Consider the following 24,960-nt stretch of genomic DNA (forward strand, 5'->3'; position numbering starts at 1 on the left):
AGAAACTATTTTTAATAATATATCTCTTTACTCACATCTTCTGAGTTCTTTAAATTAATGTTAAGTCTTTTGACACTCTTTTGAGTTTAACTCAATAAGATAGTAAACCAAGAAATTTATAAAAAAAGCCAAACGATCTATTAGTACTGGTCAGCTAAATGAATTACTTCACTTACACATCCAGCCTATCAACCAGCTAGTCTTGCTGGGATCTTCAGGGAAAGTTCATCTTAGAGTTGGCTTCGTGCTTAGATGCTTTCAGCGCTTATCTCATCCGTACGTAGCTACCCAACGATGCCCTTGGCAGAACAATTGGTACACTAGTGGTACGTTCATCCCGGTCCTCTCGTACTAGGGACAAATCTCTTCAACTTTCCTACGCCCACGGAAGATAGGGACCGAACTGTCTCACGACGTTCTGAACCCAGCTCGCGTACCGCTTTAAATGGCGAACAGCCATACCCTTGGGACCTGCTCCAGCCCCAGGATGCGATGAGCCGACATCGAGGTGCCAAACCTCCCCGTCGATGTGAGCTCTTGGGGGAGATCAGCCTGTTATCCCCGGCGTACCTTTTATCCTTTGAGCGATGGCCCTTCCACACAGAACCACCGGATCACTATGACCGACTTTCGTCTCTGTTCGACTTGTATGTCTCACAGTCAAGCTAGTTTTTGCCATTATACTCAACTGGCGATTTCCATCCGCCATGAACTAACCTTTGTAAGCCTCCGTTACTTTTTAGGAGGCGACCGCCCCAGTCAAACTACCCACCAGACATTGTCCTGAAGAAGGTTAACTTCTCGCAGTTAGTAACTCAAATATTCAGGGGTGGTATCTCAAGGTTGGCTCCACGTCTACTGGCGTCTACGTTTCTAAGCCTCCCACCTATCCTGCACATGAATATCCAAGCTACAGTGTCAAGCTGTAGTAAAGGTGCACGGGGTCTTTCCGTCTTTCCGCGGGTAGGAGGAATTTTCACCTCCACTACAATTTCACTGGATCCCTGGTTGAGACAGCTCCCATCTCGTTACGCCATTCATGCAGGTCGGTATTTAACCGACAAGGAATTTCGCTACCTTAGGACCGTTATAGTTACGGCCGCCGTTTACTCGGGCTTCAATCAAACGCTTCGCTAATGCTAACGTCATCAGTTAACCTTCGAGCACCGGGCAGGCGTCACACCTTATACATCCACTTACGTGTTAGCAAAGTGCTGTGTTTTTGGTAAACAGTCGGGAGGGACTCTTTGTTGCAACCTCTTTAGCTTTCGAGAGTAAATCTCTATACCAAAGTAGGCACACCTTATACCGAAGATACGGTGCTAGTTTGCAGAGTTCCTTAACCAGGGTTCTTCCACGCGCCTTAGAATACTCATCCCACCCACCTGTGTCGGTTTACGGTACGGGCAATATATAATATACTTAGTGGCTTTTCTTGGCACGACAGTATCATCGATTCTGAATCTCCTCCGAAGAGTGTCATCAGCCTGTAAGATCTCGGTCTATCGTAATCCGGATTTTCCTAAATTACAACCTACTTCCTTCGAGCCACTATTCCATCAGTGACCTCGACTAACTCTATGCGTCCCCACATCGCGCTTATATATTGGTATTGGAATATTAACCAATTTCCCATCGTCTACCCCTCTCGGACTCGACTTAGGACCCGACTAACCCTACGATGACGAGCATCGCGTAGGAAACCTTGGGTTTTCGGCGTTAAGGATTCTCACCTTAATTCTCGCTACTCATGCCTGCATGCTCACTTCTATCCGCTCCACCACTCCTTACCGGTATGGCTTCAACGCTGAATAGAACGCTCTCCTACCACTCGTGAAAAATCACGAATCTAAAGCTTCGGTGTACATCTTAGCCCCGTTATATTTTCCGCGCAGAATCACTAGACCAGTGAGCTGTTACGCTTTCTTTAAAGGGTGGCTGCTTCTAAGCCAACCTCCTGGTTGTCACAGTAACTCCACATCGTTTTCCACTTAGATGTAACTTTGGGACCTTAGCTGTTAGTCTGGGTTGTTCCCCTCTCGACGGTGGATTTTATCACCCATCGCCTGACTCCTATGATTACGCATATAGTATTCGAAGTTTGATAGGGTTTGGTACCGCGGTAAGCAGCCCTAGCCCATTCAGTGCTCTACCCCTATATGTTACTACATAAGGCTATACCTAAATATATTTCGGAGAGAACCAGCTATCACGAAGTTTGATTGGCCTTTCACCCCTATCCACAAGTCATCCGAAGACTTTTCAACGCCTACCGGTTCGGTCCTCCACTAGCTCTTACACCAGCTTCAACCTGCTCATGGATAGATCACTTCGTTTCGGGTCTGCAGCATCTGACTAATTCGCCCTATTAAGACTCGCTTTCGCTACGGCTTCACACTTGGCTTAACCTTGCCAGATACCACAACTCGCAGGCTCATTATGCAAAAGGCAGTCCGTCACCCTGATAAATCATAGGGCTCCGAATGATTGTAAGCTAATGGTTTCAGGTTCTATTTCACTCCCCTCACTGGGGTACTTTTCACCTTTCCCTCACGGTACTTGTTCACTATCGATCTGTAAGTAGTATTTAGGGTTGGAGGGTGGTCCCCCCATCTTCAGTCAAAATATCACGTGTTCCGACCTACTCGTTCCTTAGTCTAGTACCACATTCAAGATTTCGTATACAGGAGTTTCACCTTCTATGCTATATCTTTCCAGATATTTCTACTATCTTAAATATTATCACTAAGTGCCCTAATCCCATTTCGCTCGCCGCTACTTTGGGAATCTCATTTGATTTCTCTTCCTCTGGCTACTGAGATGTTTCACTTCACCAGGTTCGCTTCCTTTAAAAGGATAGTATGCATAACATACTGGGTTGTCCCATTCGGAAATCACTGGATCAATGCCTCTTGACGGCTCCCCAATGCTTATCGCAGTCTAGTACGTCCTTCATCGCCTCTTACAGTCTAGGCATCCACCATTAGCCCTTTATAGCTTTTTAATCTCCTTTAAAAATTTTCATTTTTAAAGGGACCAATTTGAGAATAAAATAACTTTCGTTATTCTACCTTTTTTGAATAATTATTCCTTGGCTACTATCTTATTGAATTAACTTCAATAATATAGTTGTGTCTATCATGTTTTTACTATTTCTAGTAAATTTTAGATATGAAATTTTTTTGTTTTTTAAATCATCTTTATACGAAAGATATTGATTTAAACGAAAAAATTAAAGACTTTAACATTATGTTTTTAAATATCACTTTGACTTTAAAAGTCAAATATAAATTCAACTTTTTTATTGAACTTATATTTGATTTTTATTTCAAAACTCTTTTTCTTGATTTGTTATAGATGGTGGAGATAAGCGGGATCGAACCGCTGACCTCCTGCGTGCAAGGCAGGCGCTCTCCCAGCTGAGCTATATCCCCATCTACTGGATAATCCTTCTATCAGATTATTTAATAATGGTGGGCCTACCAGGACTTGAACCTGGGACCTCACGATTATCAGTCGAGCGCTCTAGCCAGCTGAGCTATAGGCCCATTCTCACCTATTTGTCTTAAATAACCTTTATAAACCGAATATGATAATTAATGCAATCTTTGATTGCTTTGGAGACTTAAAACGAATTAAGTCTCTCTTCTCTGAAAGGAGGTGATCCAACCGCAGGTTCTCCTACGGTTACCTTGTTACGACTTCACCCCAGTCGCTGAATCCACTGTGGAGGGTAGCTAGTTTAGCATCCCCGCTTCGAATGAGTTCAACTCCCATGGTGTGACGGGCGGTGAGTACAAGACCCGGGAACGTATTCACCGTAGCATTGCTGATCTACGATTACTAGCGATTCCAACTTCAAGTAGTCGAGTTGCAGACTACTATCCGAACTGGGAAGTATTTTTAAGATTTGCTCCACCTCACGGTATTGCTGCTCTTTGTATACTCCATTGTAGCACGTGTGTAGCCCTGGACGTAAGGGCCATGATGACTTGACGTCGTCCACACCTTCCTCCTACTTGCGTAGGCAGTCTCATTAGAGTTCTCACCCGAAGTGTTAGCAACTAATGACGTGGGTTGCGCTCGTTGCGGGACTTAACCCAACATCTCACGACACGAGCTGACGACAGCCGTGCAGCACCTGTATATAAGTTTCTGCAAGCAGACACCCATCTATCTCTAAATGGTTCTTACTATGTCAAGTCCAGGTAAGGTTCTTCGCGTATCGTCGAATTAAACCACATGCTCCACCGCTTGTGCGGGTCCCCGTCTATTCCTTTGAGTTTTAATCTTGCGACCGTACTCCCCAGGCGGTGCACTTAATGTGTTTACTGCATTACTGCAATGTCTAGCATCGCAACAACTAGTGCACATCGTTTAGGGCGTGGACTACCAGGGTATCTAATCCTGTTTGCTCCCCACGCTTTCGCGTCTCAGCGTCAGTAATGTTCCAGTAGATCGCCTTCGCAATCGGTATTCCTTCTGATCTCTACGGATTTTACCCCTACACCAGAAATTCCATCTACCTCTCCCATACTCTAGATAGACAGTTTCAAAAGCAGTTCAATAGTTGAGCTATTGGATTTCACTTCTGACTTATCTATCCGCCTACACGCTCTTTACGCCCAGTGATTCCGAGTAACGCTTGCACCCTCCGTATTACCGCGGCTGCTGGCACGGAGTTAGCCGGTGCTTATTCATATAGTACCGTCATTATCTTCCTATATAAAAGGAGTTTACGCTCCGAAAAGTGTCATCCTCCACGCGGCGTTGCTGCATCAGAGTTTCCTCCATTGTGCAATATTCCCCACTGCTGCCTCCCGTAGGAGTCTGGACCGTGTCTCAGTTCCAGTGTGACTGATCATCCTCTCAAACCAGTTATGCGTCATTGTCTTGGTGAGCCATTACCTCACCAACTAACTGATACAATACAGTCCCATCCTAGAGCTATAAATATTTCCCTTGCAAACTTTTGTTTTAAAGGCATATGAGGTCTTAGCAGACGTTTCCATCTGTTATCCCTCTCTCTAGGGCAGGTTAACTATACATTACTCACCCGTGCGCCACTTAGCTGACAATTAAAGCAAGCTTTAATCCGTTCTCGTTCGACTTGCATGTGTTAGGCACGCCGCCAGCGTTCACTCTGAGCCAGGATCAAACTCTCCATAAAAAAAGTTTAATCTGACTTTGATTTATAATATCTTTCAATTACAAATTAAATCTCATTGTGTTATAGACAAGGATATATGTTTTACATTTATCCTGTTTCTTTATTCTTGTTTATCATATTCGGTTTATAAAGATTACTTTCCTCTTAACAAACCTTCGTTTTTAAAGATCTTAATCTCTTTAGAACTTTGTGTCGTTCCTCTGAAATTGGACGGGAATTATAATAGATTTTTTCCCCCTTGTCAAGAACTTTTCCTAAAATCTCGCTTAAATTTTTAAATTCTTTTCTCTTCCTCTCTATTCTATGTACGTATATCCACTCTTTGGTTCTATTATTATCCCTATTTCTCGACCTTCTTCTGATTTTAGCTCTATTTTACATCTCTGTTTTATCTCATATTTATTTTCTTGATTTTCATAATTACTAAGCTTTGAATACACTTTCCCATCATTTCCAAAAGAAATTTGCCCCAAACTTGATGTCATGTTACAACTTATATTTACATCACTTATTCCATACTCTTTTGTAAGAAGAACATATTTACTTGTATTTGAATTTGTTTCACAACTATTTGATGAATAAATCTTTTTATTTGTTAAAGGATCACTTATCGCTTCATCTATATTTGGATGCCCTTTCATATTTTCATCACTATATATTATGTAATATATTCCTCCTATACTTTGTTTACATCTGAAAAACTTAAAAGTCCATCTTTTTTTATGCCATAGTTTGTTATCGTAAGCTTCTTTACTGTCTACTAAGGCTTGATACCTTGTCTGTTTTAAATATAAGACTATTCGATTTGCCGCATCTTCTAAATTGTTTTTGTCAATTTTTATAAAAAAGGAGTAGTAACATATGGATAGTAGAAGTATTATTAGGATTAGTTCAAGTAAAGAAAAACTTCTTTTCATTAGTTTTTTATTATATATGCAGTTGCAACTGTTTTATCTAAATACTTAATCGATATTTTTTTATCGTAATAATATTTTTTATTTGTTGAAACGAAATACCTGTTTCCCTCTTTTATCCCATAGAATTTTAATCTAAGCAATAACTCTTGTTGATCACTTTCAATTTCATTAATATTATTCTTTTTTAGTTTAGCAGCTAACTCTTTTGCAATATTATAGTTGTAAGCAAAATGTTTTTTAGGATTTTCAAGAAAAAGATACAAAGGTTTATTAAAAATTGTAAGTGTTGCATTAAGAAGCAAAATAAAAAGGGTTATAGAGGCTACATATCTATGTTTTCTTCTAAATTGAGGTAATCTCACTCTGTAACTCTGTAAAAAGTTTTTCACCATATAAGGTAAAAAGATAACAACAAAAGGTGCATAGTCTTCAATATATATTCTTTGTCTAAATGAGAATAATAAAGAAAAGGCTAAGGATGTAGCCGAGATATACCAAACTATATGTCTGTTTCCTTTTACCCCTTCCCTGTAAATTGTATAAAAGAAGTAGATAAAAAGAAGAGGTGAAAATATTGAAGCATATATTGCAAAGGTATCTACTAAAAAACCTCTTGGCTTTCCACCCGTGTCAAATCCGTAAAGTGCCATTGAAACACAAAACAAAATAAAAGAGCTTATTAAAAGTTTTTTGTCAAAATCTTTTAAAGCATAAAAAAACAGAGCAAGGAAGAATATTGCAAAAGAGTTATCTATAAATAAAAAAAGGATTAAGAGTATATAACAATGCCTTTTTGTAGATTTTAAATAATTCAAATATAATAAAGTAAAAAATGTAACTATTATTGCGCTGTTAACCAATAATGAGGCACTTAAGAGCCCAGGTAATAACATAAAAATAAGTATAGAAAGTAGTCGATCACTCTCTTTTTTAAAAAGATTATCCGTAAATCTATACATTAGAAGAATACTAAAAAAGTAAAAAAGAATAAAAGGAGCCCTTAGGGCATAATCATTTTGTCCGAAAATAGCAATTGAAGTATTCGTAATAATAGATAATAATGAATTATTTATAAATACGTTTAAGGCTTCTTTATAAGAAATACTTAAAGTATCTACCGTAAAAAAGAGTATAGATAATACTACAAAAAGAGTTGTATAAAAAATTATTTTGTAAATATTATCAGATAGACTCATATTTTTAAAAAATTGTTTATTATAGTAAATCCATGTTCACTCATTATTGATTCAGGATGGAACTGAACACCGTATATATCTTTCCCTTCTATCTCTAAAGACATAATTTCATCATCATCCATACTGTATGAAGTTGGAATAATGCATTTTGGGAGATTCTCTTTATTGACTATTAAAGAGTGATATCTTGTTTGAACAAACTCTTTAGGTAAGCCTTCAAAGATTTTTGTCTCTTTTACTACTCTTATTTTTGAAGTTTTTCCATGCATCATATTTTTTGCTCTTATTACTTCACCGCCAAAAACCTGAGCAATACTTTGATGCCCCAGGCATATTCCTAAAATCGGTTTTTTATCGGCAAAAAAGTCAATCACTTCCAAACAAATACCGGCTTCATTTGGAGTTGCAGGTCCAGGAGATATAATTATTTTTTCAGGATTTAAAGCTTCAATCTCTTTTACCGACATTTCATCATTTCTTATAACTTTTAAATTTGCTCCTAATTCTAAGCAGTATTGAACAATATTATATGTAAAAGAGTCATAATTATCAATCATCAAAATCATTTTATATTTTTTCCTCAATAAATTAATTAAAGTAATGATTATAACACTTTTTATATTTAATCTATATTTTTTAAGTTTATAAACCCCTAACTCTTCCCAATAACACAGAATTAATTAAAGATTATATATAATTATTATATGTATAGTATTAGAAATTTACTCATTTTTATTTTATTCTTAGCAACTTTTTTAAATGCAAAAGAGTTAGAAAAGGTATCTATTCAACTTGATTGGCTACATCAATTTCAATTTGCAGGATATTACATTGCAAAAGAGAAAGGCTTTTATAAAGATGAGGGGCTTGATGTAACGATAAAAGAACTTAAACAAAACAAAGATGTAGTAGAAAACGTTCTTAATTCAAAAAGCCAATATGGTGTGGGAAAATCTTCTTTAATCGTATCAAGGTTAAATAATAAAAAAGTTGTTCTTTTAAGTGCAATATACCAAAATTCACCTATGGTATTAATTTCAAAAAAAAGTTCTAATATTAATTATCCAAATGAGTTAAAAAATAAAAGAGTAATGCTCACTCCTGATGCAAGGTCTGCTGCGAATATAAATTCTATGATTATTTCCCAAGGATTAAAGTTAGAAGATGTAAAATTTCAAAAACATAGTTTTGATATAAATGATTTAATAAACGGCAAAACTGATGCAATGGGATGTTATCTCTCTAATGAACCCTATCTTCTGGAAAAAAGAGGAATAAAATACGACATTCTTGATCCCAGCGATTACGGCTTTGATTTTTATGGCGGAATCTTTTTTACCTCTCAAAAAGAGTTAGATACTCACCCAAAAAGAGTTAAAAAAATGTATGAAGCAACTCTTAAAGGTTGGAAATATGCTTTTAATCATATACAAGAGAGTGCCCAACTTATATTTGAAAAGTATAATACGCAAAACAAAAGCTTAGATGCACTTATTTATGAAGCTAATATATTAAAAAGACTTTCTAAAATAGAGGAAGGTCTGCTTGGAAATATAAATAAAAAGAAGATTGAAGAGATTCAAAGACTATATACCCTTTTGGGATTTGCAAAAAAATATACGAAAATGCCAAAAGCAGAAGAATTTGTATATAATATACCCAAAACTATATACTCTTTAAAAGAGAGTGATTATATAAAAAACAAAGAGTTAACTCTTTTAAGTAATCAAAATTTCCCTCCTTTTACAATGATCTCTTCAGAAAAAGTTACAGGTATTGAGATTGATTACTGGAAACTAATAGTAAAAAAACTTGATATTAAAAACAGTAATATTAAAACATTTGCTAATTTAAATGAGGCATTAAAAACCATTGAAGAGAATGACAGCTATGTAAAATATGCTTTTAGTAAAAAAGATTTAAATAAAAATATCGTTTTAAGCGATTCTATAGCAAAAATAAAACTAGGTATCGTAACATTAACAGACAAACCGTATATATCAGATATAATACAATTAAAAGCTAAAAGAGTCGCTGTTCCTAAATATGCACTGTTTTATAAAAAACTAAAGAAGAAACATCCTGAAATAAATTTTGTTGAAGTAGAAGATATTAATGAAAGTTTTGATCTTTTAAAAGAGGGAAGCGTCTACGCACTTGTTAATAAAATGCCTACGCTTAATTATATGATATCAAATAGAAATCTGGAAAATATGAAAATTGCAGGTTCTTTTGATGAAAAATTTGATATGAGATTAAGTGTCAATAAAGATAATAAACTTTTGTTAGAGCTTTTAAATAGTGCCATTTCTAAAATATCAGAGGAACAAAGAGATTTAATAAACTCAAAGTATTATTCAATAATTTTTGAAGATCATATCGATTATGAAGGCATATATAAAATAGTATTACCTCTTTTAATTATCTTAATATTCATAATAAGAAGCAATAGACTTATGAATAAAGAGATAAAAAGAAGAAAAGAGGTAGAAAAAGAGTTAAAAAAAGTTGCAAATGTAGACTCTTTGACAAAAATCTATAACAGAAGAAAAATCAACTCAATTATCAAGAATGAAGTAAACAGAGCCAAAAGATATGATAGGAACTTTTCAATAATATTTTTTGATATAGATAATTTCAAACTTATAAATGATAATTTGGGTCATTCTGTAGGAGACGATGTATTAATTGACTTATCTAATCTAATAAAAAACAGTATAAGAAAAACGGACTATTTTGGAAGATGGGGAGGAGAAGAGTTTATTATTATACTGCCTGAAACCAATAGAAAAAGTGCAGAAAATATTGCATACCTTTTAAAAGATAAAATCAATAAAAATGATTTCAATATTCCAAGAACGGTAACTTGCAGTTTTGGAGTGACTCAATTTGAAGAAAATGATAATGAAGATACTATTTTAACAAGAGTTGACAAAGCTTTATATCATGTAAAAAGAAACGGGAAAAATAATATAAAAGTACTTTAATGTACTTTTATATTAAAGCTGATATTTTTTTATAAACTCATCATCAATATCTAAAATACCTCTTTTTCTCAATGAAGAGATTACCTCTTTTGTACAATCTACATCATCAGGCCATCTTCTATTAAAATTATCAAGTGTATTTTTATTTGTTCCATCAATACAAATAGTATTTGAATCTATAAAAATATCTCTGTTTGAATCGATATTATTTACAACTCTCCAAAGCAGCATATATGGATTATTTACATCATTTTGATGGGCATCATCGACTATAACCAAAATTTTTAGATTTGTGTATAATGATTTCAAATCCTCAAATAGATGTTTTTGATTTCTATTTTTATCTACACTTATCACTGTTATCGGATTTTTTGTATTAATAAAGTATTGTTTTAAACTTTTTACCTCATCTGTTATTTCTCTTATTTTTGATAAAAGTTCATCATCTTTTAATAAAGAGATTCCTAACTCTTTAATCTCATCACCCGTACAGTCAAGCCCTAGTTTTCCTCCTACTGCAAATTTCGGACTAGAGTGGTCAAGAGCATCTACTACACCTTTTGATATAAGCATATCATCAATATCTATTCTATTTAATATATATTCCGTAATTGCTTTATGGTCAACAAGTTCCGGTGCATCTTCTCCTACAAAAATTGCATGTTTTACAAAACTCATCTGCCCTACTCCCCAAAAAGCGTGCATCATCTGACTTGCATGTCCTGGATAAAGTGTTTTTATTTTTGCCAAAATAAGATTATGGAATACTCCGTTTTCAGGCATATAATAATCAATTAAATCAGGGGCAGTGGTTCTAAGAAGAGGTAAAAATATTCTTTCCGTTGCATGTCCCATATATTTATCTTCTAAGGGAGGTTTTCCTACAACTGTTGCCAAATAAGTAGGCTCTTTTTTGCTGGTTATTGCACTTATTTCTAAAAAGGGATACTCCTCTTCTAAAGTATAATAACCTGTATGATCTCCAAAAGGTCCCTCTATTTTCATCTTTGAAGTGTCAACAAAACCTTCAATAACAAAGTCATTGTCTTTTGGAATCCAAATGTCATTTGTAATAGATTTTACAAGCTGTGCATTTTTGTTTTTTACAAAACCATAAAGCATTAATTCAAAAATTCCGATTGGAAGAGGAGCCTGTCCGCACCAAATATACATCGGATCTCCGCCGATTCCTATTGATACGGGCATTTTTTTGCCTGCTTTTTTATACTCATGAAAAAAGTGGTTTGAGTCTTTGTGTATTTGCCAATGCATTCCAAGAGTATAATCATCATAAACCTGAAGTCTATACATACCCAAATTTTTCATTTCACCGTTTAAAGAAGTAGTATAAACTTGTCCCATCGTAATAAAAGGACCTCCGTCTTGCTCCCAAGTTGTTAAAATAGGTAAATCAGATAATTTTGCATCTTTTCCTAACTTAATAATCTGCTGGCATTCACCTTTACCTCTGTTTTTTTTAGGTATTGTATTTTTCAAAGCAAATAGTTTACCGAAAGTAGAAAGCTTTTCGGAAAAAGTCGAAGGCGGTTTCATTTTAAGCAAAGACTCTATCTCTTTACTTATTTCATCCCCATCCCCTATAAACAGTTTTACAGCTTTTTCATTACAAAAAACATTCATTAAAACAGGAGTATCAAATTTTTTGCCGTTTTTTTTATCAATCACATTTGTAAAAAGAAGTGCTTTTGAGTCCTCTTTTTTTACTTCAACATATGCAATATGAGGAATTTCTAAATAGATATCCAGTTCATCATCAATTACTCTTAACAAATTATTCTTTTTTAAAATTTCTATTGCTTCTTTCATTTTGCCCTCTAACCTAAAAATTAGTCTAAATCTTATATCATTTTATCAATAAAAAAAAGTTTATAATAGGGATATTTTATATGATTTATAATTTTGATGAAATAATTGATAGAAAAGATACATCTTGCGTAAAGTATGATGCATTAGAAAAATACTTCGGATATAAAGATTTACAACCTTTATGGGTTGCAGATATGGATTTTAAAACTCCTGATGTGATAATAAAAGCACTGAAAGAGAAAGCAAATAAAGGACTTTTCGGTTATCCTATTTCAACACAAAAAACAGATACTTTGGTAAAAGAGTGGATGAAAAAAAGACATAACTGGGAAATTGAAGAGTCTTGGATAAGTTATGTAAACGGTGTAGTTCCGGCTTACAGTGCAGCTGTTGAAGCATTTAGTGAAGAAGGTGATGAAATAATCGTACAAACACCTGTCTATTTTCCTTTGTTTAACCATATAAAATCAAATAATAGAAAAATGATTACTAATCCTTTAATAGAAGATAATGGTTATTATAAAATGGATTTAGAAGATTTAAAAGCAAAAATTACCCCGAAAACAAAAATATTCGTACTTTGCTCTCCTCACAATCCTGTCGGACGAGTTTGGAGTAAAGAGGAGCTTGAAGAACTTGCAAAAATCTGTTTAGAACACAATATATTAATGATAAGTGATGAAATCCATGCAGATATCGTATTTAAAAAATTTACGCCTTTAGCCTCTATTTCAGAAGAGATTGCAGATAATACCTTAACATTGAACTCTCCTGGTAAAACATTTAATACAGCTGGTTTAAATTGTGCTTATGCAATTTGCAAAAATAAATCAATTATGAAGAAGTTTATGGTTGAGGCACAAAGAAGAGGAATTACTTCAGTTAACGTATTCGGTTATGTTGCACTTGAAGCTGCATATGAGTTTGCAGAACCCTGGTTGGAAGAATTATTAGTTTATCTGAAAAATAACATAAGTTATACAAAAGATTATTTAACAAAGTATAATAGTAAAGTTACCTTTTTAGAGCCTCAAGCGACATATTTACTTTGGTTAAACTTTAAAAATACTATTAGTGATTATAACAAAGTGAAACAAAAGTTATTAGAAGAAGCACAAATTGCATTAAATGAAGGAACAAGCTTTGGAATCGATGGAAAGGGCTATTTTAGGCTTAACTGTGCACTTTCTAAGAATAAATTAGAGGAGGCTTTGGGTAAAATAGTTACACATTTTTAGAGCAAAAAAGTAAAGAGTATTACCATTCTTCTCACTGAAAAATTAAGTGTAACTAATTTTTACCATATGACCACATAGTTACGCAAAATATTGTACAATTCTCTAAACAATACAACATATGGGATAGATTATGTCAACACATTTAATTCTTTCTTCGGTAATATTTGTTGCACTTGCGCTTATATTAGTAGGTGTATTCTTACTTACAAGATATCTTGGGCCAAATAAAACTGAAGACAAACTTAAAAACACCGTATATGAAAGTGGAGTTACAAATCCTGTCGGAAGCACAAATATAAGATTCTCAGTTAAATTTTATTTAGTTGCAATAGGTTTTCTACTTTTTGATGTAGAGATTATTTTTATGTTTCCATGGGCTGTAAATATCCTGGAACTTGGCTTTGCAGGTATCATTAAAATGTTTATTTTTATTGGATTACTTTTTGCGGGTCTGATTTATATGTATAAGAAAAAGGCTTTATCATGGGATTAGGAGCAGAAGCTAATTTAGGTGATTCAATAATCACTACAAAACTAGACTCAGCTATTAACTGGGCAAGATCATATTCAATGTGGCCAATGGCATTCGGTACTGCATGTTGCGGTATTGAATTTATGTCTGTTGCAGCTGCTAGATATGACGTATCAAGATTTGGTGCAGAGGTTGTAAGATTTTCCCCTAGACAGGCAGACTTACTTATAGTAGCAGGAACAATCACATATAAACAAGCACCCGTACTTAAAAAGATTTGGGATCAAATGTGTGAACCTAAATGGGTAATATCAATGGGTGCCTGTGCTTGTTCGGGTGGTTTTTATGATAATTATACAACACTTCAAGGAATTGATGAAATTATTCCTGTGGATGAATATATAGCAGGTTGTCCTCCAAGACCTGAAGCTGTTTTAGATGCAATCATGAGAATTCAGGAAAAATCATATAATGAATCTATTATAAAAGACAGAGAGCGAAACTACAAGGGGATTTTAGATGCTTAAACCTGATATGCTTATTGATGCAAAAGATATAAAATCAACAATAACTAGGCTTAAGAACGAAGAAGATTATACGATTCTTTTAGATGTTACAGCTATCGATTATATACAATATCCTGATGTAACTCCTTCTAGATTTGCCGTAATCTATATTTTAAGAACTAGTAATTTCAAAAAACAACTTACGGTAAAAGCATATGTAGATGACAATACCTTGGAAGTTGATTCAATAACCGATCTTTTTTACTCTGCCGATTGGGCAGAAAGAGAGACTTTCGACCAGTACGGAGTAAAATTCAAAGGTCACCCGAATTTAAAAAGAGTTTTAAATCACCACCAATTTGTAGGTCACCCTTTAAGAAAAGATTATGAAATAACAAAAGGTCAAATCTGTACTGAAACTGAAGATTTGATGGATGAGATGATTCCTCTTCTTAAAAGAAAAGGGTATAAGCAGTCAGATTTAGAAGATTTGATGATGTTAAACGTAGGTCCTTCTCACCCGGCTTCTCACGGTACAATTAGAAACTTCGTTGCTATGGAAGGTGAAACAATCAAAGCTTGTGTAACAGAAATAGGTTATTTGCACAGAGGTTTTGAAAAAGCGTGTGAAACTCACACATATTCGCAAGTAATCCCTTATACCGACAGACTTAACTACTGCTCTGCAATGCTTAATAATGTAGGATATTGTAAAGCAATAGAAGATATGTTGGAAATAGAAATTACTCCTAGAGCAAAAATGATTAGAGTTTTAATCGGAGAGTTAAGCAGATTAACAGACCACATTGTTTGTAATGCTGCAAATATGGTTGACTTGGGAGGTCTTACCAACTTTTGGTATATTTTTGCACCAAGAGACAAAGCTTATGATCTTTTTTCTAAATTAACAGGGGCAAGACTTACAAATTCATATACAAGAATCGGCGGGTTAGAATTTGATTTATATGATGGTTTTGATGAAGATTTAGAAGATGTATTAAAAGATGTAGAAAAAGCTATAGAAGACTCTCTGTCTTTAGTAGAACACAATAAAATTTTTCACGACAGAACACAAGATGTGGGTGTAATTGATGCACAGTTTGCACTTGATGCGGGGATTACAGGTCCAAATCTTAGAGCAGCAGGTGTCCCTTTTGATTTAAGAAAAGATGCACCTTATTACGGTTATGAAAATTTTGATTTTGATGTTGTTGTAGGTTCTCACGGAGATGTTTACGACAGAATCATGTGTAGATTCGAAGAGATGAGACAATCAATAAGAATCATAAGACAAGCTATGAAAGAGATGCCTGACGGTCCCGTAAATGCAGAGCATCCTGCTATTTTATTACCTCCGAAAGTTGATGTATACAACAACATAGAGGGTTTAATGAATCAATTTAAACTTACTTTTGAAGGAATAAAAGTTCCTAAAGGTGAATATTACGGTGCAACTGAGGCTGCAAACGGAGAACTTGGATTTTATACTGTAAGTGACGGTTCAGGAACACCTTATAAAGTAAAATGTAGACCGCCATGCTATTATTCTCTTGGAGGATATGCAAAAATTGTTGAAGGAACAATGTTAGCTGATGCTATTGTAACAATGGCTAGTATGAACTTTATTGCCGGGGAGTTTGATAGATAATGAGTAAATTTAAATATACAGACGAAAAAGAAAAAGAGTTCCAAAGAATAGCAAAAAAATATCCGAAAATTGATGCTATGATGCTTCCGGCACTTTGGCTGGTACAAGAACAAGAGGGTTGGGTAAGTCCCGATGCAATGATTTTTCTTGCGGATAAACTCGGGAAAACTCCAATAGAAGTTTATGAATTTGCAACTTTTTATACAATGTTCAATCTTAAACCCATAGGAACATACCATATTGAGTTATGTAAAACTTTATCATGTATGATAATGGGTGCACCTGAACTTAAAAAATTTATAAAAGATACTTTAGGAATCGGTCCTGGAGAAACAACAGCTGATGGAAAATTTCATTTTAGTGAAGTTGAATGTCAAGGTGCTTGCGGCGGTGCTCCTATGATTGCATTAAATCATACTTATCATGAAAACTTAACTGTTGACAAGTTGAAAAAAATCATAGAGGAGTGTAAGTAATGGCAGTTGAATTAGTAAAAATTGTTAGTAAAAACTTCGACATTCCTGATTCTCATAAATTAGAAGTTGCATTAAAAAACGGAAGATATGAATCAATAGATAAACTTTTTTCAATGAAACCCGAAGATGTAACAGAAGAGGTATGTAAATCGGGTCTTAGAGGGAAAGGTGGAGGTGGAGCACCTTGTGGTCCAAAATGGAAACTTATGCCTCCTGTTGATGAAAGACCTAGATATCTAATAGTAAACGGGGATGAATCAGAACCTGGAACTTTTAAAGATAGACAAATTTTCCAATATGATCCTCATATTTTAATTGAGGGTATTATCTGCTCTTGCTATGCAATACAAGCCCATGAAGCCTTTATCTATATAAGAGGTGAATACAAATGGTTTATTGACAGATTAAATGAAGCAATAGATGAAGCTTATGAAGCTGGAATAATAGGACCTAAAGTTATGAATAAATATGACTTTAGCGTAGATATAACTGTTCACAGAGGCGGAGGAGCTTATATCTGCGGTGAGAAATCTGCTCTTATTGAATCAATTGAAGGTAAACGTGGACATCCAAGACTTAAACCACACGGAAAAGAGTGTGAATGGTTTTACGGACAACCTGCAACAGTTAATAATGTTGAAACAATCTCTTCAGTTCCCAATATAGTATTAAACGGTTACGAATCATATACTAAATGGGGAACACAAAAAGCTCCGGGAACAATGCTTTTTGCAATGAGCGGTCCTGTTAAAAATCCGGGTGTATATGAATTACAATACGGCGAAAAAATGCTTGACGTAATTAATGAAATCGGTGGAGGAATGAAAGACGGTTTAAAACTAAAAGCCGTAATTCCGGGAGGTGCATCATGCCCTATTTTAACGGCAGAAGAAGTTGAAAAGGCTTACTTAGATTATGAATCTATGTGGGATATCGGTTCTACACTGGGTACAGGAGGAATGATGATTATTCCACAAGGCGTATCTATGGTAGATGTAGCAAAAAATTTAATAGAATTTTATCATCACGAATCTTGCGGACAATGTACTCCGTGTAGAGAAGGTACTGGATGGATAGATAAAACTATTAAAAAAATTCTTGATGGTATTGGTTCACAAGAAGATATTGAAACAATTTTAGATGTTTGTGAAACAATGAACGGTAAAACAATCTGTGTTTTTGCACCTGCAGTAAAAGATATTATTAAAAGTATAGTGCAAAAATATAGACATGAATTTGAAGAACATTTTAAAAAATAATATAAGGAGAAAAAATGGGAAAAAATACTTTTACATTAACTGATAACAGAGACGGTAGATCTTTTGAGTATGATATTATAAGTGGGACAAGAGGTCCTGATGTTGTTGATATAAGAAGCTTTTATAAAGATTCTGGGATGTTCACTTATGACCCGGGATATACTTCAACTGCTTCTTGTAATTCAAAAATAACATTTATTGACGGTGAAAATTCAGAACTTAGATATAGAGGAATTCCTATTGATGAATTAGCCGGGAAAAGATCTTATTTAGATGTTTGTCATTTGTTAATGATGGGTAGACTTCCAAATGAAGAAGAATCAAAAAACTTTGACCTTGAAATAAGACATAGATCTTTTTTAAATGAGGGAATTATCAGATTATTTGATGCATTACCTGATGGGGCTCACCCAATGGCAACAATGGGTGCCGCAACTATGGCACTAGCAGCATTTTACAAAGATCACTTACATTTAGAAGATGAAGAACAATTTAAAACGATGAGAAGAAGAATTTTGGCTAAAATGCCTACAATTGCTGCAATGGCATATAGAAATTCAATCGGTACACCGTTAATTTATCCTGATATTAATAGATATTTTACAGAAAACTTCTTATATATGTTAAGAGCTTATCCGGGTGGAAAAATGAAATATCTTGGAGACGGATTAAATGACCAAATCAAACAAGTTGAAGTTGATGCACTTGATGCAATTTTAACACTACATGCAGACCATGAACAAAATGCTTCTACAACTACAGTTAGAAATGTCGGTTCAACAGAAGCTCACCCATATGTTGCTATTGCTTCTGGTATCTCTGCATTATGGGGAAGTGCTCACGGTGGTGCAAACGAAAGAGTTATGGAACAACTAAAACTAATTGGTGATGTTAAAAACGTACCTACTTATATTGCAAAAGCTAAAGATAAAAACGATCCGTTTAGACTTATGGGATTTGGACACAGAGTTTATAAAAACAGAGACCCAAGAGCACAAGAACTTAAAAAATTACAAGATAAATTAAGAGAAGAGTTACATTTAGATTCACATCTTTTAGATATTGCTGCTGCTGTTGAAGAGGCTGCACTTAGTGATGATTATTTTGTATCAAGAGGTTTATATCCAAATATCGACTTCTATTCAGGAGTAATTTTAACAGCTCTTAAAATTCCTATTGAAATGTTTACACCTATTTTTGTTATCGGAAGAATTCCGGGATGGATTTCTCAATGGTCAGAGTTAAAACAAGACCCTACTGCAAAAATTGCAAGACCAAGACAATTATACACTGGTAAATAAAAAAAGTGGTCAATTAAAAGGAGATTACACAATATGAGTGAACTTGTTAAATTTACGGTGGATGGGAAAGAGATAGAAGCAGCTAAAGGCAGTCTTTTAATAGACAGCCTTTTAGACAGAAATATTCATATTCCTCACTTTTGTTATCACCAAGCTTTAGGTAAAGATGGAAACTGTAGAATGTGTATGGTTGAAATCGAAGGTCAAAAAAGACCACAAATTGCGTGTGATACTCCTGTGAAAGAGGGGATGGTCGTAAGAACAAAAGGTGATAACATTGAAAAAGTAAGGCGAGATATTCTGGAAATGGAACTTATCAATCACCCTATTGACTGCCCTACCTGTGATCAAGCAGGAGAGTGTAAACTACAAGATTATTATATGGAATCAGGTTTTTATCACTCAAGAGTTACGGTAGATCAAAAAGTAAAAGCCAGAAAAAGAATTGAATTGGGAAGCAATGTAATGCTTGACCAAGAGAGATGTGTTCTTTGTACAAGATGTGTCAGATTCTGCTCGGATATAACAGGAACCAACGAGCTTGGTGTTATAAATAGAGCCGATCACTCCGTAATAGGAACATTTCCCGGGAAACCTTTAGATAATCCGTATGCGATGAATGTTGTAGACTTATGTCCTGTAGGAGCATTAACTTCACAAGATTTTAGATTTAAACAAAGAGTTTGGTTTTTAGAAACTTTTGATGCAATTTGTAATGGTTGTTCAAGAGGTTGCAATATAACAGTCGATCATAGAAAAGAGAAATATAAAGATGATCAAATCTTCAGATTCAAACCAAGAGTAAACAGAGAAGTAAACGGTTGGTTTATGTGCGATGAGGGAAGATTATCATATAAAAAAGAAGCAGAAAACAGATTTGAAACTGCTTTGATAGACAATGAAGAATCACTATTAGATAATGCAATTACAAAAGCTTTTAAAATGCTGACACAAAAAGATAAAATTTTATTTGTTTTAGATCCTAATCTATCTTTGGAAGAGATGCAAAACAGTAAAAATCTGGCAAAAGTATTAAATGCAAATATTACAGGATACTCTCCTCAATATTTTGATGAAAGTTTTGGAGATGATTATTTAAGAAAAAGTGACAAATCTGCAAACAGAGCAGCTTTTAAAGAGTTGGAAATTGATGAAAGTGAAGAGAGTTTCAATAAATTATTTGATGAAGCAAATATTATAGTTATTTTAGGGAATAACTATTTTGATACAAATTTGGAAAAATTATCAAATAAAAAAGTAATCAGTTTCTTCTCTCACAAAACTGAAACAATATCAAAATCAAATATTGCGATTCCGACAGCTTCTTTTTATGAAAAAAGCGGAACTTATATTAATTTTGAAGGGAAAAAGCAGAAAGTAATTTCAAAAATAAGAAAAAATAGCCCGAAAGAGACTATTACTTCAATTATAGAGTATATTAAAACTATGATAGATAAAGGTAATCTATGAGTACAGCTGCAATAGTTATTATTATAATAAACGTTCTACTCGCCAAAATATTTTCAGTGGGAACAACTCCTATTATGGTTTGGTGGGAAAGAAGGGTTGCCGGTTTTATGCAAGATAGAACCGGTCCTAATAGAGCCGATATAGGCGGTATTAGACTAGGTGGATTAATCCAAGCAATAGCGGATATGCTGAAACTTGTATTTAAAGAGGATTTTACTCCTGCACATATTAAATACAAATTTTTATATACAATAGCACCTGCAATAGTATTTTTATGTTCATTTATGACTATGGCAGTAATTCCATTTGCCGACAATTTAGTTATAGACGGTGAAAGTTTTATGATGCAAGCCATTCCAACAACACTTGGGATTATGTGGTTTTTAGCATTTGCCGGTCTTTCTGTTTTCGGTATTATTTTAGGTGGTTATTCATCACAAAACAAATACGGACTTTTAGGTGGGATTAGAGCTTCAGCTCAAGTTATCTCTTATGAAGCCGCAATGGCACTATCTGTTATATCTATATTATTAACTTACGGTTCAATTAACCTAAATGATATGGTTCAAGCTCAAGGTGATACTTTTTGGGGAATAATTCCTTCATGGGGTTTATTTATGCAACCTTTAGCTGCACTTATTTTTATAGTAACTGCATTTGCGGAAACAAACAGAACTCCTTTTGATATAGCAGAAGGTGAATCTGAAATTGTTGCGGGTTATCATACAGAATATTCTGCTATGAGATTCGGTCTTTTCCAAGTCGGTGAATATGCTGCAATGTCTGCTTCATCTGCAATTATAGTAACTCTGTTTTTAGGTGGATATCAAATTCCTTGGATGGATACGCAATCTATTCAAAGCAATATAAATTATGTAATGATTGCAATTATAATTCTACTTCCTTTAAAAGCATTTTTCTTTGCAAAATGGATGAATAAGAATTATAATTGGCTTGATAAAAATGATAAAAGACAAAAAGAGAAAAATATTTTAATAAGAGGTTTCTGGGCTACTGCCATTATTATAGCAGCTGTTTTAGCTCTATTTGTAGTAACAGGACTTGGAACCAATGGTGTAAATATAGCAACGGCAGTTATTCAAGTAGCAGTATTTGTAGCTAAATTTTTATTTATGAGTTTTGTATTTATCTGGGTTAGATGGACTCTACTTAGATTTAGATATGACCAATTACAAATGTTAGGATGGAAAGTTCTTATTCCATTATCAATACTTAATATTGTAATAACTGCAATAATTGTAGTAGCAACAGGAAGTTAATATGGGAATTAAAATAGTACAAAGACATGGAAAGTCTTTAAAAGACAAACTCTACATACCGGCAATAGTCGGTGGTATGAAAACCACTTTTACTCACTTTAAGAAAAACTTGGGTGATGTATCAAACTTAAGAACGATGCAGTACCCTGAAGTGCAACCTACAGATATCACAGAGAGATATCGTGGGGTACACAGACTTACAAAGTGGGAAGACGAAAGTGAAAAATGTGTTGCATGTTATATGTGTGCAACTGCCTGCCCTGCCCAATGTATCTTTATAGATGCCGAAGAAAGATTTGACGGAGTAGCCGAGAAGAGACCAAAAGAGTTTAAAATTGACCTTTTGGAGTGTGTTTTCTGCGGTTATTGCGTTGAAGCTTGTCCTTGTGATGCGATTAGAATGGATACGGGGATTTTCAGTTTCACTGCAAGTAAAAGAGAAGATTTCGTAGTAGATAAAGAACGACTTATGTCGCATGAGCGTTCAAAGGATTTTGATGATGAGTGATATAATTTTTATAGGACTTAGTTTTTTTGCAATAACAGGGGCTATTGCAATGTTAGTTTACAAAAATCCAATGTATTCAGCCTTGGGACTACTTATTTCAATTTTGGCTGTTGCAGGTATGTTTGCACTTTTAAATGCAGCTTTCCTTTTTATGGTTCAAATAATTGTTTATGCAGGTGCAATTATGACTCTGATTCTATTTTTGCTTATGTTTCTTAATATCAAAGAAGAGAACTTGCCAAAAGAACCTAAAAAGTATCTGCTTATAGTTTTGGGTGCAATTATTATGATTCCGTTTAATATTGTTATTCTAAAAGCAGTTTCAGATCTTCCTAATGCAAATATGGAGATCGTACAAAGTGATTTTGGAGATATAAAACCAATAGGAACTCTACTTTATAATGATTGGATTTTAGCTTTTGAAATGATTTCAATACTTCTTTTAGTTGCATTAGTAGGTTCAATTGTATTAGCAAAAAGAAAAAAAACTAAAAAGGAAAACTCATGATTAGTTTAACATCATATGCATTTGTTTCTATGATTCTTTTTTCTATTGGAGTTATAGGTGTAATTGCAAGAAGAAATATTTTTGTAATCTATATGTCTATTGAGTTGATGTTAAATGGAGTAAACCTCTTCCTTGTAACATTTGCTAGATATTATTTTAGTATGGATCCACAAATTATTACAATTATGGTTATATCAATTGCAGCGGCAGAAGCAGCAATCTTTTTATCGGTAATCATACTTTTATACAGATCTAAAAAATCTCTAGATACCGATATTTTTACAACACTTACCCAAGGAGAAAAATAATGACAGATACATCACTTCTTGTTTGGATTATTTTAGCTCCTTTAATTGGTTCAATTTTAAATGCCGGTTTCTATTTTTACCATGTAAAAAGAAGACCTATTCCAGAACTTGTTTTTTCACTTATAGGTACGATTACACCGTTAATAGCTTTTTTGATTACTTTAAATCTTTTTTTAAGTATGCTGGATAATGAAGTAACATATAGACAAGAGTTATTTACCTGGCTTAATATTGAAAACTTGAATATCTCAATGGCATTTTTAGGTGATAAATTGGCAATATTCATGTCTATGTTTGTTACTTTTGTCGGTTGGTTAATTCATATTTATGCAATAGGTTATATGACAAAAGATGAGGGATTCGGAAAGTTTTTCTCGTATTTTAATCTATTCTTGGCATCAATGTTGATTTTGGTTCTTGCAGACAATCCTGTAATCTTATTTATAGGATGGGAAGGTGTAGGACTTTGTTCTTATCTTTTAATTGCTTTTTATTATACTGATAAAGATAACGTACTAGCAGGGAATAAAGCTTTTATTGCAAATAGAGTCGGAGACTTTGGATTTTTACTTGGTGTTGTAACACTCTTTTTTGCATTAGGTGGAGTTGATTTAAGTTTTAGTTCTCTTGAAAGTAATATTTCAAATGCTTCAACTGCTCTTTTAGCACTTTCAGGTTTTTTACTCTTCGTTGGAGCTATGGGTAAATCAGCACAAATTCCATTATATGTATGGCTTCCTGACGCAATGGCAGGACCGACACCTATTTCAGCATTAATTCACGCAGCAACAATGGTTACAGCCGGGGTTTATATGGTATCAAGATTTCATTTCCTTTATTCAGGAATTGAAAATATCGGGATATTTATAGCTTATATCGGTGCTTTTTCTGCACTCTTTGCTGCTATTATTGCAACTAGACAACAAGATGTTAAAAAGATTCTTGCTTACTCTACAATGTCGCAATTAGGTTATATGTTTATTGCAGTGGGACTTGGATTTTACTCTTCGGGACTTTTTCATGTTTTAACTCATGCTTTCTTTAAAGCAATGTTATTCATGGGAGCTGGAGGTATGATTATAGCTTTACATCATGAACAAAACATTTTTAAAATGGCTCAACACAGAGTTCAGCTTCCTATTATCGGCATTACATTTTTAATCGGAGTAATTGCAATATCAGGTATTCCGCCGTTTTCAGGTTTCTTTTCAAAAGATGCTATTTTAGCGGCAGCTTTTCAAGAGGGTGAATATTTGATCTGGGCTATTGGAGTATTTACTGCATTTTTAACAGCTTATTATATGTTTAGAATGTACTTTATTCTTTTTGTTGCACCGAATAAACACACTAAGAACTATGTTTATACATCAAGAACAATTACAATTCCGCTTTTAATTTTAGCAATAGGAGCCGTAGGAGCAGGATTTTTAAATCTTCCTAGTACATTAGGAGGAGAACATATGGTTGATACTTGGCTTATGCAGACAAATTCGACTGAAGTTCATATGTCACATGCAACAGAGTATATATTAATGGTCGTATCTGTTCTTGTTGCTCTTTTAGGTATTTTTGTAGCTTACAAAAAATATGCAAACTTTGATGTATATAATCCGGAAGATGAAAAAGGTTTAATTGCCAATAAATTCTATGTTGATGAGATCTATAATGTTCTTTTTATACAAAGTCTAAAAAAATTATCTTCATTTATAGATAAAACAATTGATATGAAAATTATTGACGGATTTATTATGAATAGTTGTAACCAGTTTATCAATATAGGTAAAAAAGTTGCAATGATTCAAAATGCAAATGTAAGATTTTATGCACTGTTTATGCTTGTGGGTATGAGTTGTGTATTTATCTATTTATATATTTCTTTAGGATTATAA

The 24,960-nt window shown here is 34.0% G+C and carries 18 protein-coding genes, 2 tRNA genes and 2 rRNA genes; 14 read left to right on the forward strand and 8 right to left on the reverse strand.

The genetic code is table 11. The features are described 5' to 3' along the window. Positions 1-119: 119 nt before the first annotated feature. The 7 genes from AANAER_RS12560 to AANAER_RS12590 all read right to left on the reverse strand — a co-directional run bounded on the left by AANAER_RS12560 (position 120) and on the right by AANAER_RS12590 (position 7,849). Positions 120-3,004: ribosomal RNA gene (locus AANAER_RS12560) — 23S ribosomal RNA — on the reverse strand. A 354-nt stretch (positions 3,005-3,358) separates the two neighbouring features. Continuing rightward, positions 3,359-3,434 (reverse strand) — tRNA-Ala (locus AANAER_RS12565). 37 nt (positions 3,435-3,471) lie between these two features. Beyond that, positions 3,472-3,548, reverse strand: a tRNA-Ile gene (locus AANAER_RS12570). A gap of 105 nt (positions 3,549-3,653) precedes the next feature. Further along, positions 3,654-5,170: ribosomal RNA gene (locus AANAER_RS12575) — 16S ribosomal RNA — on the reverse strand. Together the 16S and 23S rRNA genes with 2 tRNA genes alongside form the textbook arrangement of a ribosomal RNA operon. Before the next feature lie 296 nt (positions 5,171-5,466). After that, entirely contained in the window at positions 5,467-6,087 is a 621-nt protein-coding gene (locus AANAER_RS12580; RefSeq protein WP_129081936.1) for a type II secretion system protein, read from the reverse strand. Beyond that, a complete protein-coding gene (locus AANAER_RS12585) occupies positions 6,087-7,283 on the reverse strand; it encodes a hypothetical protein (protein WP_129081937.1) in 1,197 nt (398 codons plus the stop codon). The genes AANAER_RS12580 and AANAER_RS12585 overlap by 1 nt, the downstream gene beginning before the upstream one ends. Further along, entirely contained in the window at positions 7,280-7,849 is a 570-nt protein-coding gene (locus AANAER_RS12590) for an aminodeoxychorismate/anthranilate synthase component II (RefSeq protein ID WP_129081938.1), read from the reverse strand. The genes AANAER_RS12585 and AANAER_RS12590 overlap by 4 nt, the downstream gene beginning before the upstream one ends. 138 nt (positions 7,850-7,987) lie before the next feature. Between AANAER_RS12590 and AANAER_RS12595 the strand changes: the two genes are divergently transcribed. After that, positions 7,988-10,270, forward strand: a complete 2,283-nt coding sequence (locus AANAER_RS12595; RefSeq protein WP_129081939.1) for a transporter substrate-binding domain-containing diguanylate cyclase — start codon at positions 7,988-7,990, stop codon at positions 10,268-10,270. 12 nt (positions 10,271-10,282) lie between these two features. Here AANAER_RS12595 and AANAER_RS12600 read toward each other — a convergent pair whose 3' ends face one another. Beyond that, positions 10,283-12,097, reverse strand: a complete 1,815-nt coding sequence (locus AANAER_RS12600) for a menaquinone biosynthesis decarboxylase (protein WP_044417328.1) — start codon at positions 12,095-12,097, stop codon at positions 10,283-10,285. 80 nt (positions 12,098-12,177) lie between these two features. Between AANAER_RS12600 and AANAER_RS12605 the strand changes: the two genes are divergently transcribed. From AANAER_RS12605 to nuoL, 13 genes are all read left to right on the forward strand, one after another. Beyond that, positions 12,178-13,335: a MalY/PatB family protein gene (locus AANAER_RS12605; RefSeq protein ID WP_129081940.1), complete on the forward strand. Its 1,158-nt coding sequence runs from the start codon at positions 12,178-12,180 to the stop codon at positions 13,333-13,335. Positions 13,336-13,465: 130 nt separating this feature from the next. Next, a complete protein-coding gene (locus tag AANAER_RS12610; RefSeq protein WP_129081941.1) occupies positions 13,466-13,828 on the forward strand; it encodes an NADH-quinone oxidoreductase subunit A in 363 nt (120 codons plus the stop codon). Beyond that, positions 13,819-14,334 (forward strand): NADH-quinone oxidoreductase subunit B, encoded by a 516-nt coding sequence (locus tag AANAER_RS12615; RefSeq protein WP_129081942.1) that lies wholly within the window; start codon positions 13,819-13,821, stop codon positions 14,332-14,334. The genes AANAER_RS12610 and AANAER_RS12615 overlap by 10 nt, the downstream gene beginning before the upstream one ends. After that, entirely contained in the window at positions 14,327-15,961 is a 1,635-nt protein-coding gene (gene nuoD / locus AANAER_RS12620) for an NADH dehydrogenase (quinone) subunit D (RefSeq protein ID WP_129081943.1), read from the forward strand. Before AANAER_RS12615 ends, nuoD begins: the two co-directional genes overlap by 8 nt. Further along, positions 15,961-16,437, forward strand: coding sequence for an NADH-quinone oxidoreductase subunit NuoE family protein (locus AANAER_RS12625; protein ID WP_044417318.1), 477 nt, complete (start codon positions 15,961-15,963; stop codon positions 16,435-16,437). The genes nuoD and AANAER_RS12625 overlap by 1 nt, the downstream gene beginning before the upstream one ends. Next, the gene (gene nuoF, locus AANAER_RS12630) at positions 16,437-17,696 is read left to right on the forward strand and encodes an NADH-quinone oxidoreductase subunit NuoF (protein WP_044417316.1); all 1,260 of its coding nucleotides are present in this window, start codon (positions 16,437-16,439) and stop codon (positions 17,694-17,696) included. The genes AANAER_RS12625 and nuoF overlap by 1 nt, the downstream gene beginning before the upstream one ends. Before the next feature lie 14 nt (positions 17,697-17,710). Continuing rightward, on the forward strand, positions 17,711-18,997 hold the full coding sequence (locus AANAER_RS12635; protein ID WP_044417315.1) for a citrate synthase: 1,287 nt from the start codon (positions 17,711-17,713) through the stop codon (positions 18,995-18,997). Between the two features lie 33 nt (positions 18,998-19,030). Continuing rightward, positions 19,031-20,467, forward strand: coding sequence for a 2Fe-2S iron-sulfur cluster-binding protein (locus AANAER_RS12640; RefSeq protein ID WP_129081944.1), 1,437 nt, complete (start codon positions 19,031-19,033; stop codon positions 20,465-20,467). Continuing rightward, positions 20,464-21,747: a complex I subunit 1/NuoH family protein gene (locus tag AANAER_RS12645; protein WP_044417312.1), complete on the forward strand. Its 1,284-nt coding sequence runs from the start codon at positions 20,464-20,466 to the stop codon at positions 21,745-21,747. The genes AANAER_RS12640 and AANAER_RS12645 overlap by 4 nt, the downstream gene beginning before the upstream one ends. Position 21,748: 1 nt before the next feature. After that, the gene (locus tag AANAER_RS12650) at positions 21,749-22,255 is read left to right on the forward strand and encodes a NuoI/complex I 23 kDa subunit family protein (RefSeq protein ID WP_044417310.1); all 507 of its coding nucleotides are present in this window, start codon (positions 21,749-21,751) and stop codon (positions 22,253-22,255) included. After that, complete coding sequence (locus AANAER_RS12655; RefSeq protein ID WP_044418741.1) at positions 22,248-22,763, forward strand: NADH-quinone oxidoreductase subunit J family protein; 516 nt, start codon at positions 22,248-22,250, stop codon at positions 22,761-22,763. Before AANAER_RS12650 ends, AANAER_RS12655 begins: the two co-directional genes overlap by 8 nt. Next, positions 22,760-23,071 carry an NADH-quinone oxidoreductase subunit NuoK gene (gene nuoK, locus AANAER_RS12660; protein ID WP_044417308.1) on the forward strand — a complete coding sequence of 104 codons (312 nt, stop codon included), beginning with the start codon at positions 22,760-22,762 and terminating at the stop codon, positions 23,069-23,071. Before AANAER_RS12655 ends, nuoK begins: the two co-directional genes overlap by 4 nt. Continuing rightward, positions 23,071-24,960 carry an NADH-quinone oxidoreductase subunit L gene (gene nuoL, locus AANAER_RS12665; protein WP_129081945.1) on the forward strand — a complete coding sequence of 630 codons (1,890 nt, stop codon included), beginning with the start codon at positions 23,071-23,073 and terminating at the stop codon, positions 24,958-24,960. Before nuoK ends, nuoL begins: the two co-directional genes overlap by 1 nt.

The organism is Halarcobacter anaerophilus (assembly GCF_006459125.1).
GTDB classification, from domain to species: Bacteria; Campylobacterota; Campylobacteria; order Campylobacterales; family Arcobacteraceae; genus Halarcobacter; species Halarcobacter anaerophilus.

What these genes read in the sequence shown, in the direction of transcription:
- AANAER_RS12640 (WP_129081944.1), top strand. Translation starts at nt 19,031, where the DNA reads ATGAGTGAACTTGTTAAATTTACGGTGGATGGGAAAGAGATAGAAGCA.
- AANAER_RS12635 (WP_044417315.1), top strand. Translation starts at nt 17,711, where the DNA reads ATGGGAAAAAATACTTTTACATTAACTGATAACAGAGACGGTAGATCT.
- nuoK (WP_044417308.1), top strand. Translation starts at nt 22,760, where the DNA reads ATGATTAGTTTAACATCATATGCATTTGTTTCTATGATTCTTTTTTCT.
- nuoL (WP_129081945.1), top strand. Translation starts at nt 23,071, where the DNA reads ATGACAGATACATCACTTCTTGTTTGGATTATTTTAGCTCCTTTAATT.
- AANAER_RS12595 (WP_129081939.1), top strand. Translation starts at nt 7,988, where the DNA reads ATGTATAGTATTAGAAATTTACTCATTTTTATTTTATTCTTAGCAACT.
- AANAER_RS12600 (WP_044417328.1), bottom strand. Translation starts at nt 12,097, where the DNA reads ATGAAAGAAGCAATAGAAATTTTAAAAAAGAATAATTTGTTAAGAGTA.
- AANAER_RS12655 (WP_044418741.1), top strand. Translation starts at nt 22,248, where the DNA reads ATGAGTGATATAATTTTTATAGGACTTAGTTTTTTTGCAATAACAGGG.
- AANAER_RS12610 (WP_129081941.1), top strand. Translation starts at nt 13,466, where the DNA reads ATGTCAACACATTTAATTCTTTCTTCGGTAATATTTGTTGCACTTGCG.
- nuoD (WP_129081943.1), top strand. Translation starts at nt 14,327, where the DNA reads ATGCTTAAACCTGATATGCTTATTGATGCAAAAGATATAAAATCAACA.
- AANAER_RS12580 (WP_129081936.1), bottom strand. Translation starts at nt 6,087, where the DNA reads ATGAAAAGAAGTTTTTCTTTACTTGAACTAATCCTAATAATACTTCTA.
- AANAER_RS12605 (WP_129081940.1), top strand. Translation starts at nt 12,178, where the DNA reads ATGATTTATAATTTTGATGAAATAATTGATAGAAAAGATACATCTTGC.
- nuoF (WP_044417316.1), top strand. Translation starts at nt 16,437, where the DNA reads ATGGCAGTTGAATTAGTAAAAATTGTTAGTAAAAACTTCGACATTCCT.
- AANAER_RS12590 (WP_129081938.1), bottom strand. Translation starts at nt 7,849, where the DNA reads ATGATTTTGATGATTGATAATTATGACTCTTTTACATATAATATTGTT.
- AANAER_RS12615 (WP_129081942.1), top strand. Translation starts at nt 13,819, where the DNA reads ATGGGATTAGGAGCAGAAGCTAATTTAGGTGATTCAATAATCACTACA.
- AANAER_RS12625 (WP_044417318.1), top strand. Translation starts at nt 15,961, where the DNA reads ATGAGTAAATTTAAATATACAGACGAAAAAGAAAAAGAGTTCCAAAGA.
- AANAER_RS12585 (WP_129081937.1), bottom strand. Translation starts at nt 7,283, where the DNA reads ATGAGTCTATCTGATAATATTTACAAAATAATTTTTTATACAACTCTT.
- AANAER_RS12650 (WP_044417310.1), top strand. Translation starts at nt 21,749, where the DNA reads ATGGGAATTAAAATAGTACAAAGACATGGAAAGTCTTTAAAAGACAAA.
- AANAER_RS12645 (WP_044417312.1), top strand. Translation starts at nt 20,464, where the DNA reads ATGAGTACAGCTGCAATAGTTATTATTATAATAAACGTTCTACTCGCC.